The organism is Albidovulum aestuarii, assembly GCF_029961185.1.
Taxonomy (GTDB): Bacteria; Pseudomonadota; Alphaproteobacteria; order Rhodobacterales; family Rhodobacteraceae; genus Albidovulum; species Albidovulum aestuarii.
The window spans coordinates 587,401-599,892 of record NZ_JASBQQ010000002.1; the positions used below are offsets into that span (position 1 = coordinate 587,401).

Genomic DNA, 12,492 nt, shown 5'->3' on the forward strand with positions numbered 1-12,492 from the left:
TACCCGCAAGGGGCAACAAAAGAGGTGCGAGATGGCAGGACAAATCCGGATCAGGGAAGCGGGCGGCACGTGGGTGGTACGCGCAGGTGGCGCGGTGATCGGCGAGTCGAAACGGGCGCTGGAGCTTTCTGAAGGCAGCTATGACCCGGTGATCTACTTTCCCCGCGATGACATCGCGATGGCCTTTCTCGACCCGAGCACGAAGCAGACGGTCTGCCCGCACAAGGGCACGGCGAGCTATTTCACCATCGCCGCCAAAAGCGGGCCCATCGCCGATGCCGCATGGAGCTACGAGACCCCGAAAACGGGAATGGAGGCCATCGCAGGCCACCTCGCCTTCTACCCAGACAAGGTCACGGTCGAGAGGCTGTAAGAGGGCCGGCGGTCAGCTGTGTTCCTCGGCGGCTGTATCCGCCAGCGCCTTGGCATAGGCGCGCAGCGCATCGGTCTGGAATACCGCGCCCAGCAGCTCCGGCTCATCCTCGCCCGGTGATTTCCGGATAATCGGGATGAAATCGGCCCCGGTTGCCTCGAAGGTCCGCAAGGCCGTCTCAAGCGTCTGGTTCTCTCCCAGCATCGTGCCCTCGCCGATCATTTCGCGGCAAAGGGCTTGGGGCGCGGCCCGCCGATGGTCCATCCCGCGCAGGATCGCCGACAGCCGGATCGTGTCGGCAAGATAGGCCTGCGGCCCCGCCGCCAGATGCACACCCCGGCGTTCAAGCTGAGTCAGGAAGAACGAGCGGTCGACCAGACGCGAGGCAAGCGCCGTTGACAAAGACACGGCGGTCATGACGGCAAGTCCAGTTTCCCAATCCCCCGTCAGTTCGAAAACAATCAGCGTGGTGGAGATCGGCGCGCCGAGAACCGCTGCCGCAACCGCACCCATTCCAGCCAGTGCATAGATCGTCTCCGCCCCGGACACTTCCGGCAGGACACTTGTCGCGATCAGGCCATAGGCAAGGCCCGTCAGGGCCCCGACGACGAGCGCGGGCGAAAACATGCCACCGCCCATGCGCCCCCCCATCGTCACCGCAACGGCCACGACCTTGACCACCGCGTAAAGCACCGCCGCACCCAGCCCGATCTGGCCTGTCAACGCGGCAGAGGTCGTCTCGTACCCGACCCCGATGATATGCGGGAATGGGATCGCGATGGCGCCAAGAACGGCCCCCGCAAGCATCGGCCTTAGGTATCGCGGAATGCCGAGCGCTTTTTGAACGGAGTTGCCAACGTCCTCGGCAAAGATCACCGACTTCATCAAAGCCACCGCGACGAGACCCGAGACGAGACCAAGAAGCAGGAAGGCAGGCAATTCGGCATAGAAGGCCAACCCACCCTCGGCGGGCAGCATGAACTCGGTGACACCACCGAATTCCAGCCGGTTGATCACGGTTCCGGCGACCGAGGCGATGGCGATGGGGGCAAAGGCGTGGACGGCAAAGTGGCGCAGGACCACCTCCAGCGCAAAGATCGCCCCGGCGATCGGGGCGTTGAAGCTGGCCGATACGGCCGCCGCGACGGCGCAGCCCAGCAAATCCCGCCCGGTAATCCCGTTCGCATTGATCCGGTTCGACACCCAGGTCGATATCACGGCGGCCAGATGCACCACCGGCCCTTCGCGCCCCGACGATCCGCCAGAGCTCAGCGTGATCAGCGATGCCGCTGCCGAGGCAAGTCCCGCGCGCCGCTCCACCCGCCCGGCATTCAGCGCCGCGCCCTCGATCACATCGGCCACCGCCCTGACCCGCCCGTCCGGCGTGAACCGGTCAAGGATCAGCCCCACGATCAACCCGCCAAGGATCGGCAGGCTGAGAACCCACCACCACGGCAATTCGCCCGCGACCGAGGCCAGGCGCAGATCATCACTGCCGTAAAGAAAGGTCTGGAGTGCCGAGATCCCCTTGCGGAAGGCCAAGGCCGCTACCCCCGCCGCGATCCCGATGGCCAGAGCGATGAACCAGAACTGGATCTGGCTCGGCCCCCGCTTCCGCATCACGCTCAACGCCCGCGCCAGTTCGGCGCGGACCGCCGACATCTGCCGGCGGGTCCAGTTCGGGGTCTCTTCCGTCACCCGGCACATTTCCGCGGGGCCGCTTCCTCAGGGCTTCCCCGGGCGGCCCGCTTGGCCTAGGGTCGCCGCGCCCACCCCCCGAGGTTTTCATGCCCCACGACGCAGCGCTTGCCGAACTTGCAACCTTCTTAGGAGATCGCCTCGCGCGGTCCAAGGCCGAACGTGACCAGCATGGAAAGAACGAGGCCTGGTTTCCCGACGCGCCCCCCGATGCCGTGGCTTACCCTGAGACGACCGAAGAGGTCGCTCGTATTGTCGGCACCTGTGCGCGCCACAACTGCCCGGTGACCGCCTGGGGCACCGGGACCTCGCTCGAAGGCCACGCGCTGGCGATCCGGGGCGGGGTCACAATCGACCTCATGCGCATGAACCGCGTGTTGCAGGTCCGGGCCGAGGACATGCAGGCCGTCGTCCAGCCGGGACTGACGCGCGAGGCGCTGAATACCGACCTGCGCGCCACGGGGCTGATGTTCTCGGTCGATCCCGGTGCCGACGCCTCACTCGGCGGCATGGCCGCGACGCGGGCCTCGGGCACCACCGCCGTGCGCTACGGCACGATGCGCGACAATGTCATGGGGCTTGAGGTGGTGCTGGCTGACGGGCGCATCATCCGCACCGGGTCTGGCGCGCGCAAATCCTCGGCAGGCTACGACCTCACCGGCCTCTTCGTCGGCTCCGAGGGCACGCTTGGCATCATCACCGAACTGACATTGAAGCTCCACGGCCAGCCCGAGGCGATTTCAGCCGCCGTCTGCGCCTTCGAGGATTTCGAGGCCGCCGTCCAGACCGTCATCACGACGATCCAGATGGGCATCCCCATGGCCCGGATCGAGTTCCTCGACGAAACCGCCGCCGCCGTCTTCAACGCCGCCAATGGCACCGCCCTGCCCGAAAAGCCCCACCTGATGGTGGAATTCCACGGCTCCGAAACCTCCGCCGCCGAGGATGCGAAACGGTTCGGCGAGGTCGTGGCCGAAATGGGCGGCGCGCATTTCGACTGGGCGACGACGACCGAGGACCGCAACCGGCTCTGGAAGATGCGCCACGGCGCCTATCCCGCCTGCCTCGCCTTCCGCCCCGGCTCCCTCGGTCTTGTCACCGATATCTGCGTCCCGATCTCGCGGCTCGCTCAGGCCGTGCGGGAAACCCGGGCCGATATCGCGGCAAGCGGCCTGACCGGGCCGATTCTTGGCCATGTTGGCGACGGCAATTTCCATGCGATCCTGCTGATCGAACGCGGCAATGAGGCGGAGCTGAAAACCGCCAAGGCGCTGGCACGGAAGATGGCGGAACGCGCGCTCAGCCTCGGCGGCACGATCACCGGCGAACATGGAATTGGCTTCGGCAAGAAGGACCTGATGGCGATGGAACATGGTGAGGCTTGGGAGGTGATGGCGCAGATCAAGCGGGCGCTCGATCCCGACGGTATCCTGAACCCCGGCAAGGTGGTGGAGGTGAACCAGTGACCCTGCCCGCCCCCGACGCCTTCCCCCGCGCCTTCGCCAATGCCTGGGCCGGGCACGACGTAAAGGCCATTGCCGCACTCTTTGCCGAAGATGCCGATTTCCTAACCCTGACCGGCCATTGGGCCGAGGGGCGGAAGGCGATTGCCGAAACGCTGGCGGGTGAACTTGCCGGAGCCTTTGCGCGGGCGAAACTCGTGACCGGGCGGACCAAGCAGCGCACACTCGCGCCCGGCGCCGCACAGGTGATGCAGCGCTTCGTGCTTTCCGGCATCCTCCACCCCGATGGCAGCGATGCGGGTCGGGTCGGCGCGATCCTGTCGGCTGTGCTGGTCGAGGGGCCGCAGGGCTGGACGGTGGCGGCGGCGCAGTTCACCGCCGAAGGCTGAGCACCCCTCATCGTCGCCCGTTCCGGGCGCTCTTCGGGAGTGCGCCCCGACGAGAAGCGAAGCGCACGAGGAGGGTTCAGCCCTCCAGCTTCGTCAGATCGGCGACGCTGAGGCAGATCGTGCGGATGCGGCTGAGCAGGTTCAGCCGGTTGCGCCGGACGATTTCATTGTCGGTATTGACCTGCACCGCCTCGAAGAACGCGTCGATGGGCGCGCGGAGGGAGGCCATGGCCGACATGGCCGCGCCGAAATCCTCGGCCTTCATCGCGGGCTGGATGGCGGCCTCGGCCGTGTCGAGCGCGGCAAAGAGTGTGCGTTCGGTCTCATCCTCGGCAAACTTCGGATCGGCCCCGAAGCTGTATTCGACCCCGTCCTTTTCCTCGGCCTGGCTCAGGATGTTGTTCGCGCGCTTGAAGCCCTGAATGAGGTTGCCGCCGTCATCGGTCTTGAGGAAGGCGCTGAGCGCCTCGGCGCGTTTGACCAGCAGCGTCAGGTCGTCATTGCCGGGCATGGCGAGGCAGGCGTCGATGACGTCATGGCGGATGCCCTCATCGCGGAGATGGACCTTGAGGCGGTCGTGGAAGAAGGCGAGGAGGTCGGGAGAACGGGCATCTACCTTTCGACCATCAAGCTCACGCGTAACGGTCGCAACACCCAAGGAGAAGCTTGTTACTCCTGAAGCCGTTTCCTCTTTGAATTTTTTTGCCTTTTCGTCGTGATGTCGCTTCTGCGCGGTCGCGATTGCCATATCGTTTCTCAGCAACTGTTCCGAGAAATGATCGTGAAGGGCCATCCTTCTCTTATTCGCCAGCACCAACCGGATCACGCCCAACGCCGCCCTTCTCAGCGCAAAGGGGTCTTTTGATCCCGTGGGCTTCTCGTCGATGGCCCAGAATCCGGTCAGTGTGTCGACCTTGTCGGCGAGCGCCACAGCGACGGAAACCGGATCGCTCGGCACGGCGTCGGAGGGGCCGAGTGGCTGGTAGTGTTCCTTGCAGGCATTGGCCACGGCGTCGGGCAGACCGGCGGCCTTGGCGTAGTAGACGCCCATCGTGCCCTGAAGCTCGGGGAATTCCCCGACCATCGCCGATTGCAGGTCGGCCTTGGCCACCCGTGCCGCCTCTGCCGCCAGGTCGGGCTTGGCCCCGACCAAAGGTGCGATCTCGCGCGCCAGCGCCTCGATCCGGTCGATGCGGTCCTTCTGCGACCCGAGCTTGTTGTGGAAGGTGACATTGGCCAGCCCTTCGGCCATGCCTTCCAAGCCCGTATGAGCAACGGTCCGCAAGTCATTCTCCCAAAAGAACTTTGCGTCGCTGAGCCGCGCCGACAGAACCTTCTGGTTCCCCGCAAGGATCGTGGCCCCGTGGTCCGCCGGTTCGTTGTTCGCGACCGTGATGAAGCCCTCGATCCGCCCGGTCTTGGGGTTCCGGCAAGAGAAGAACTTCTGGTGTTCCTTCATCGAGGCCTGCAACACCTCGGGCGGCAGGCCGAGGAAGTCCTCACCGATCCGGCCCATCAGCACGACCGGCCATTCAACGAGCCCCGCAACCTCGGTCAGCAGGCCCTTGTCCTCGACCACTTCCAGCCCGGCGGCAAAGGCCGCATTGGTGGCGTCGTGCCAGATATGTTCGGCCCGCTCCTCGGGGTCGAGCATCACCTTCGCACGCTTCAGCTTCGCCGCGTAATCCTCAAAAGACGTTACCGAAAATGCCTCCGGAGCAAGAAAGCGGTGGCCCCGCGTGGTATTGCCGGACGCGATGCCGTCCACATCAAGCGGTACGACCTCGGCCCCGCCCTCATCGCTCAGGATGCAGAGGATCGAATGCAAGGGCCGCACCCAGCGCAAACTGCCCGACCCCCAGCGCATCGATTTCGGCCAGGGGAAAGTGCGGATCGCCCCCTCCAGCACTTCGGCGACGATATCAGCTGCCTTGCGGCCCGGCTTTTCGATCACCGCGAAATAGGCCTGCCCCTTGCCCGCATCGCGGACCTCAAGCTGATCCATCGTCAGCCCGGTCGAGCGCAGGAAGCCCTGCACCGCCTGCTCCGGCGCGGTCGTCGCAGGGCCTTTCCGTTCCTCGCGCACCGACTTGCTTTCCGCGGTCAGCCCCTCCACCGCCAGCGTCAGGCGGCGCGGGGTGGAAAGCGCGTGGGCGCCTGCATAGGTCAGCCCGGCCTCGACCAGCCCGTCGGTAATCAGTTTCTTCAGGTCCTCGCGGGCCTTGCCTTGCATCCGGGCGGGGATTTCCTCGGAGAAGAGTTCGATGAGAAGGTCGGGCATTTACTTCTCCGCCGTTTCATTGAGTTCGTGCCAGGCAAAGGCCTGGCCGTCGGCATAAACCGCGACAACGCGGTCGACACCGGGATGGATGTTCTTTTCCGCCAGGAACGCCAAGGCCGCGCCGGATTGCAGGTCGGCGCCGATCCGTTCCGCATCGAAGCAGGGGAACTGGCGCGGGCCGATCAGGGGTTCGGCACCGGGATAGTCGGCATAGGTCTCACTCATCAGCGCGAGCGACATCGGCACCTTGAAACAGGCGCGGAAGCGCAGGGGGGAACTGTCGGAATCGATCCCCTCGAAACCGTCCGTCGGCACCGGCTCTACTGCGCCCGACAAAGCGGTCAGGCGGATTTCAGCGGCGGCAGAGGCGGGCTCCACCGGCGCGTAATACGCGTATTCCTGCACATAATAGAGGCCGATGCCGGCCAGAAGCGCCGTTACCACGATGAACCCCGCAACGATCTTGCCGTTCACGCCGCCCGGCCTTCCGAAGCGCCGCCCGCTTCGGTCGTCACGAACGCATCGGCGCATTTTTTCGCAAGCGCGCGGACCCGGCCGATATAGGCCTGCCGCTCGGTGACCGAGATCACGCCCCGCGCGTCGAGAAGGTTGAAGAGGTGGCTGGCCTTGATGCACTGGTCATAGGCGGGATGCGCCATGACGATCCTGCGGCCTGCCCCGTCGGTCTCATCCGCGGCAAGGATGCGGGTGCATTCGGCCTCGGCATCCTCGAAGTGCTTGAGAAGCATCCCGGTATCGGCCTGATCAAAGTTCCAGCGCGAATATTCCTGTTCGGTCTGGCGGAAGATGTCGCCGTATTTCAGGGGGATCGGCGCGTCGGGATCGTTGAACGGCATGTCCATCACATGATCGACGCCCAGAACATACATCGCCAGACGCTCCAACCCATAGGTCAGTTCGCCCGAAACCGGGTGGCAGTCATGGCCGCCGACCTGCTGGAAATAGGTGAACTGGCTGACCTCCATCCCGTCACACCAGACCTCCCACCCGAGCCCCCATGCGCCAAGCGTCGGGCTTTCCCAGTCATCCTCCACAAAGCGGATATCATGGACCGAGGCATCGACACCGATTGCGGCGAGCGAGCCGAGATAGAGCGCCTGAAGATCGGGCGGCGAGGGTTTGATGATGACCTGATACTGGTAGTAGTGCTGCAGCCGGTTGGGGTTCTCGCCATAGCGCCCGTCGGTCGGGCGGCGCGAGGGCTGAACATAGGCCGCAGCCCAGGGACGCGAGCCCAAGGCACGCAGGGTCGTTGCCGGATGGAAGGTGCCCGCTCCCACCTCCATGTCATAGGGTTGCAGCACCGCGCAGCCCTTCGAGGCCCAGTAGGTCTGAAGCCTCAGGATGATCTCCTGGAACGAACGGGGGGCTGTGGTGGTCATGTCTGGCCTGTCCTCGGGCGAAAGCGCGTTCTCAATAGGCAACAGGTGCGGGGCGGTCAATCGGCGGCGAGGCGATTGTGACGTGACGCCGCCAGCGAGACTGCTAGGTTTGGGACCGGATTCGTTCCGATAAGAAACGACAAGGGGTTTTTAGGAATGCGTTTTACGGGCCTGGTTGCCGGATTTCTGATGATGATTGCCGCTGTTGCGGCCGAGGCTCAGGAAACATGGGTGCAGATCGAGGCGCAGCCGTCCCTGCGCGAGGGCGAAGAACGCGCCCGCGCCTATTCGGGCGTCTTTCCCAATGTGAACGGATTTGCGATGACGACCGGCTGGTATGCGGTCGTGCTGGGCCCCTTCACACCTGAGGAGGCTGAGCGCCAGCTCTTCCTGCTGAAAAGCGAACGGCTGATCCCGGCGGACAGCTACATCGCCACCGGCTCCCGCTTCCAGAGCCAGTTCTGGCCCGTTGGCGGCACCGCCGCCTTGCCGCAACCCGAAGCGCCCGCTGTCGACACCCTGACGGCGACCCAGCCCTCGACTCTGCCGGACGAAACCCCGAACGAGGCGCGCCGGTCCGAGGCGCTGCTCTTGGCCGAGGAACGCCGTGCGCTGCAGGAAGCCCTGCAATGGGAAGGCTTTTATACCGGTGCCATCGACGGTGCCTTCGGTGCCGGCACCCGCCGCTCGATGGGCGCGTGGCAGGCCGCGATGGGATACGAGGCGTCCGGCATTCTCACGACCGCCCAGCGCGCCGAACTCATGGCGGCCTATCAGGCTGACCTTGCAGCGATCGGGCTTGAAACCGTGACCGAGGACGAGGCCGGGATCGAGATTGCCCTGCCCCTCGCGCTGATATCCTTCGACCGCTATCAGCCGCCCTTCGTCCATTACGGCGAAAAGGACGGGTCCGGGTTCCGCGCATTGCTGATTTCGCAAAAGGGCGATCGGGCGACGCTGTCGGGGCTCTATGACATCATGCAGACGCTGGAAATCGTTCCCGTCTCGGGCGACCGCCAGCTGAACGCGACATCGTTCGTGCTGACCGGCCAGAATGACCGCCTGCAATCCTACAGCCAGGCCGAACTGGCGGGTGGGACGATCAAGGGCTTTACCCTTGTCTGGCCCACTGCCGAAGCAGACCGGGCGGCCCGCGTAGTCGACGCGATGAAGGCGTCCTTCCGGTCCATCGGCGATACCGCCTTGGATGAGGGGCTCGGCACGCCATTGGCCGAGGATCATGCGACCCTGATGTCCGGTCTGGAAATCCGCCGCCCGGCGCTGTCGCGGTCCGGGTTCTATCTCGACGGGACCGGGCTGGTCGCGACGACGGACGAGGTGATCGCCGAATGCCGCCGTCTGACGCTCGATGGCGGGATCGAGGCCGACACGGTACTGCATGATGCAGCGACCGGCCTTGCCGTTCTCAAGCCCCGCACATCCCTTGCGCCCCGGGCACAGGCCAATCTCAGCTCCGGTCGGGTCAATTCTGAAATCGCCGTTGCAGGGTTCTCCTATCAGGATGCGCTCGACACCGCCGTGATGAGCTTCGGCACGCTTGCCGATACGCGCGGACTCGGCGGTGAGGAACAGCTGACCCGGCTCTCGGTCCGGACGCTCGACGGCGATGCGGGCGGCCCGGTTCTCGACGCGACGGGCGCCGTCGTGGGCATGCTCCTGCCGCGCGACAAGGATGGCAGCCGGGTATTGCCGGAGGATGTCGGCCTCGCGCTCGACGGAACCACGATCCGGGCGGCGCTCGCCGGGGCGGGGCTTGTCGCCGAACCGGTGGCGGAGACGGCAAGCACCGCCGCCCTTGCCCCTGAGGACCTGACCATGCTCGGGCGCGACATGACCGTGCTCGTCTCCTGCTGGAACTGAGCCGGGCCGTCAGGCCCGCCAGAACCGCGGCAGGAAAAGCACCAGAACGACCAGGAGCTCGAGCCGGCCGAGCAGCATCGCAACGGTCAGGATCCACTTCGCCAGATCATTGATCGCGGCAAAGTTTCCAGCCGGCCCTATGATCTCGCCCAGCCCTGGGCCGATATTGGCAATGGCAGTCGCCGCGCCCGAGATCGACGTCGTGAAATCAAGCCCGGTTAGCGCAAGCGACACGGCAATGAGGCCAAGGCTGACGACGAAAAGCCCCAGAAAGCTCATAACCGAGGACAGGACCTCATCCGTCACCGGCTGCCCGGCGTAACGCGGCGCGAAAACCCCGTTCGGCGAGTGGATGCGGCGGATCTGGGCGCTGACCGCTGCAATCAAAAGCTGATAGCGGAAGATCTTGACCGAGCAACAGGTCGATCCGGCGCAGCCGCCGATGAGGCCGATGAAGAAAAAGAGAACGATCGAAAACGGCCCCCAAAGCTGGTAGTCGGCGCTGGCATAGCCTGTCCCGGTGATGATCGAGGTTACGTTGAAAACCGCCTCGCGCAGCGCATGCAGGACGCTGTCCGCGCGCACGAACACGCGATAGGCCCAGATCACCGCGATAAGAACGGCGAGCGTCCACAGAAAGCCCCGCACCTGTGCATCCTGCCAGAGCGGCCGCGCGCTGCCAGCCACAAGCTGGACGTAGCGCACGAATGGCAGCGCCGCGACGACCATGAAAAAGGATGACACATATTCCGGCGCGCCCTGAAAGAGCCCGAAGGATGCGTCCGAGGTTGAGAACCCTCCGGTGGCGATGGTTGTCATCGCATGGTTCACGGCCTCGAACCCGGTCATGCCGACGGCAACATAGGCCAGCCCACAGGCGATGGTCAGGCCGACATAGATCCCCATGATCTGCGCCGCGATCTGGGCGGCACGCGGCAGGACCTTGCCACCGGTGTCGAACCCTTCGGACCGGAAGATCTGCATGCCACCGACCCTGAGTTCGGGCAGGAAGACCATGGCAACGACGATGATCCCGACGCCCCCAAACCATTGCAGCATCGACCGCCAAAGCAGGAGCCCGGCCGGAAAGTCGTCGAGCCCGATGAAAACCGTGGCCCCGGTCGTGGTCAGACCGGACATCGCTTCGAAAACGGCATCCACCACCCGCGCACCGGTCGCGCCGAAATAAAAGGGCAACGCCCCGAAAAGCGGCAGAACCATCCAGACACCGGTCGCCAGAAGGAAGGTCTGCTGAAGCGACAGCCGCCGCTGAACCCCATTGGCGCAGGCCACCGCCATGAAGCCGCCGCCAAGCCCGGCGATCAATGCGCTTTGCCCGAATGCCTGCCAATGGCCATTGGCATAGGCAAGATCGACCGCCATGGGAACGATCATCGTCACCCCAAGCACGGCGGTCAGCAGGCCGATCACATATCCGACGGGGCGCAGATCCAACATGCCAGAGCCATGGCGGGGCATCGCGAATCTGTCAAGCGTGACAGGATGGGACGTGAAAGGTTCAGGCCCGCCAGAAGCGCGGCAGTGCCACAACGAATATCGACAGAAGCGACAGACGGCCCATGATCATCGCTAGGATCATCAGAAGTTTCGCGGGGTCGGGAAAATCGATGAACGTGCCCGTCGGCGCTACCATCGGGCCATAGCCGTAACCGATATTCCCGATGGAGGTCCACGAGGCGAAGATCGCGGATTCGATATCGACGCCCGTATCGAGGATCAGCACCGCGACAACGCCGAAGGTCAGGATATAGGCGCCGAGATAAAGCGTTATCGCGTCCAGCGTATCGCGGTCCACGGTGCGGCGGTCGTATCGCAAGGGTACGATCCGGCTGGAAGAATGGATGCGCCGGATCTCGGCCATCAGCCCGTTCAGCAGTACCTGGACCCGGAACACCGACAGGCCCGCCGCGCTCGACCCCGAACAGGCACCGATAATACCAAGCCAGAGTGCGACCATGATTGCATAGCCCCCCCAGCTCGGGAAGCTTCCGGTTCCGAAACCGGTGGACGACATGATCGAGACAAGGTTGAACAGTGCCTCGCGAAAGGCAGGTTCCACCGACTGGTCGCTGGTCAGCACCCGCCAGAGCGTGACCGATGCCACCGCCGCGGCGATCCAGCCCAGATAGGCCCGCACCTGTGCATCACGATACAGAGGCTTGGCGGTGCCGTGCACGAGCTGCACGTACCGGATGTAAGGCAGACTGCCGAGGATCATGAACAGGACAGTGGTATACTCGATCGGTGCTGAATAGCCCGCGAAGGAAGCCGCGCGCGGAGAGAAACCACCTGTCGCGATCGTTGCAAAACCATGTGCCACGGCTTCGAAAACGGGCATCCCGAGCAGCGAATAACTTTCCATGCACAGGATGGTCAGCCCGGCATAGACGAAAAACAGGTCACGTGCAATGTCGGTCGCGCGCGGCAGAACCTTGCCGAACGTGTCGAACCCCTCGGCCCGGAAGAACTGCATGCCACCGACCCGCATCACCGGCAAGAAAATCATGGCAATGAAGGCAATCCCAAGTCCGCCGAGCCAGTTGAGCATTCCGCGCCAAAGAAGAACCCCGGCGGGCAGGCGGTCGACGTCCACGAAGACGGAGGCTCCGGTCGTCGTGATACCGGAGACTGCTTCGAAATACGCATCGATCAGGCTGACTTCCGGCTCACCTATGACGAAGGGCAAAGCGCCAAAGAACGGCACGAACAGCCAGATCCCGACCGTCAAAAGAAATGCCTGCCGTATCGACAGGCTGTTCCCGGCACGGTTCTGGCAGGCGAGCGCGGTCAAGCCACCTGCACCGATGCTGAACAAGGCCGCCTCTCCAAAGGCATCGGCGTTGCCGGTGTTCAACGCAAGGTCGGTGATAAACGGGGCGACCATCGTCAGGCCCAGACAGGCGATGACGAGTCCGACGACGTAACCAACGGGGCGCAGATCGACCATGACGGGGCGAAGCCATGCGCCTCGTCCCGCAAAGTG

General features: G+C 64.5%; 10 protein-coding genes. 4 read left to right on the top strand and 6 right to left on the bottom strand.

The window, feature by feature from the left end:
• The first annotated feature begins 31 nt into the window (after nt 1-31).
• A complete protein-coding gene (locus tag QKW60_RS07665) occupies nt 32-373 on the top strand; it encodes a DUF427 domain-containing protein (RefSeq protein ID WP_282367695.1) in 342 nt (113 codons plus the stop codon).
• Nucleotides 374-385: 12 nt separating this feature from the next.
• On the opposite strand, the gene QKW60_RS07670 is transcribed toward QKW60_RS07665, so the two are convergent.
• On the bottom strand, nt 386-2,035 hold the full coding sequence (locus tag QKW60_RS07670) for a chloride channel protein (protein ID WP_282367799.1): 1,650 nt from the start codon (nt 2,033-2,035) through the stop codon (nt 386-388).
• Nucleotides 2,036-2,160: 125 nt separating this feature from the next.
• Between QKW60_RS07670 and QKW60_RS07675 the strand changes: the two genes are divergently transcribed.
• Entirely contained in the window at nt 2,161-3,537 is a 1,377-nt protein-coding gene (locus QKW60_RS07675; RefSeq protein WP_282367696.1) for an FAD-binding oxidoreductase, read from the top strand.
• Nucleotides 3,534-3,923, top strand: coding sequence for an SgcJ/EcaC family oxidoreductase (locus tag QKW60_RS07680; protein WP_282367698.1), 390 nt, complete (start codon nt 3,534-3,536; stop codon nt 3,921-3,923). The genes QKW60_RS07675 and QKW60_RS07680 overlap by 4 nt, the downstream gene beginning before the upstream one ends.
• A gap of 76 nt (nt 3,924-3,999) precedes the next feature.
• Here QKW60_RS07680 and glyS read toward each other — a convergent pair whose 3' ends face one another.
• From glyS to QKW60_RS07695, 3 genes are read right to left on the bottom strand one after another with little or no spacing between them, the layout of a single operon-like run.
• Nucleotides 4,000-6,204 carry a glycine--tRNA ligase subunit beta gene (gene glyS, locus QKW60_RS07685; protein WP_282367700.1) on the bottom strand — a complete coding sequence of 735 codons (2,205 nt, stop codon included), beginning with the start codon at nt 6,202-6,204 and terminating at the stop codon, nt 4,000-4,002.
• The gene (locus QKW60_RS07690) at nt 6,205-6,678 is read right to left on the bottom strand and encodes a DUF6446 family protein (protein ID WP_282367702.1); all 474 of its coding nucleotides are present in this window, start codon (nt 6,676-6,678) and stop codon (nt 6,205-6,207) included.
• Nucleotides 6,675-7,607 carry a glycine--tRNA ligase subunit alpha gene (locus QKW60_RS07695; protein ID WP_282367704.1) on the bottom strand — a complete coding sequence of 311 codons (933 nt, stop codon included), beginning with the start codon at nt 7,605-7,607 and terminating at the stop codon, nt 6,675-6,677. The genes QKW60_RS07690 and QKW60_RS07695 overlap by 4 nt, the downstream gene beginning before the upstream one ends.
• Nucleotides 7,608-7,763: 156 nt before the next feature.
• Here QKW60_RS07695 and QKW60_RS07700 point away from each other — a divergent pair, with 156 nt between their 5' ends.
• Complete coding sequence (locus QKW60_RS07700; protein WP_282367705.1) at nt 7,764-9,488, top strand: serine protease; 1,725 nt, start codon at nt 7,764-7,766, stop codon at nt 9,486-9,488.
• A gap of 9 nt (nt 9,489-9,497) precedes the next feature.
• On the opposite strand, the gene QKW60_RS07705 is transcribed toward QKW60_RS07700, so the two are convergent.
• A complete protein-coding gene (locus QKW60_RS07705) occupies nt 9,498-10,946 on the bottom strand; it encodes a TrkH family potassium uptake protein (protein ID WP_282367706.1) in 1,449 nt (482 codons plus the stop codon).
• Between the two features lie 61 nt (nt 10,947-11,007).
• Nucleotides 11,008-12,456 carry a TrkH family potassium uptake protein gene (locus QKW60_RS07710; protein WP_282367707.1) on the bottom strand — a complete coding sequence of 483 codons (1,449 nt, stop codon included), beginning with the start codon at nt 12,454-12,456 and terminating at the stop codon, nt 11,008-11,010.
• Nucleotides 12,457-12,492: the final 36 nt, after the last annotated feature.

Bases quoted from the DNA above. Each gene is read 5' to 3' on its own strand.
- QKW60_RS07670 (WP_282367799.1), bottom strand. From the start codon at position 2,035: ATGTCGGCGGTCCGCGCCGAACTGGCGCGGGCGTTGAGCGTGATGCGG.
- QKW60_RS07705 (WP_282367706.1), bottom strand. From the start codon at position 10,946: ATGTTGGATCTGCGCCCCGTCGGATATGTGATCGGCCTGCTGACCGCC.
- QKW60_RS07710 (WP_282367707.1), bottom strand. From the start codon at position 12,456: ATGGTCGATCTGCGCCCCGTTGGTTACGTCGTCGGACTCGTCATCGCC.
- QKW60_RS07695 (WP_282367704.1), bottom strand. From the start codon at position 7,607: ATGACCACCACAGCCCCCCGTTCGTTCCAGGAGATCATCCTGAGGCTT.
- glyS (WP_282367700.1), bottom strand. From the start codon at position 6,204: ATGCCCGACCTTCTCATCGAACTCTTCTCCGAGGAAATCCCCGCCCGG.
- QKW60_RS07665 (WP_282367695.1), top strand. From the start codon at position 32: ATGGCAGGACAAATCCGGATCAGGGAAGCGGGCGGCACGTGGGTGGTA.
- QKW60_RS07675 (WP_282367696.1), top strand. From the start codon at position 2,161: ATGCCCCACGACGCAGCGCTTGCCGAACTTGCAACCTTCTTAGGAGAT.
- QKW60_RS07700 (WP_282367705.1), top strand. From the start codon at position 7,764: ATGCGTTTTACGGGCCTGGTTGCCGGATTTCTGATGATGATTGCCGCT.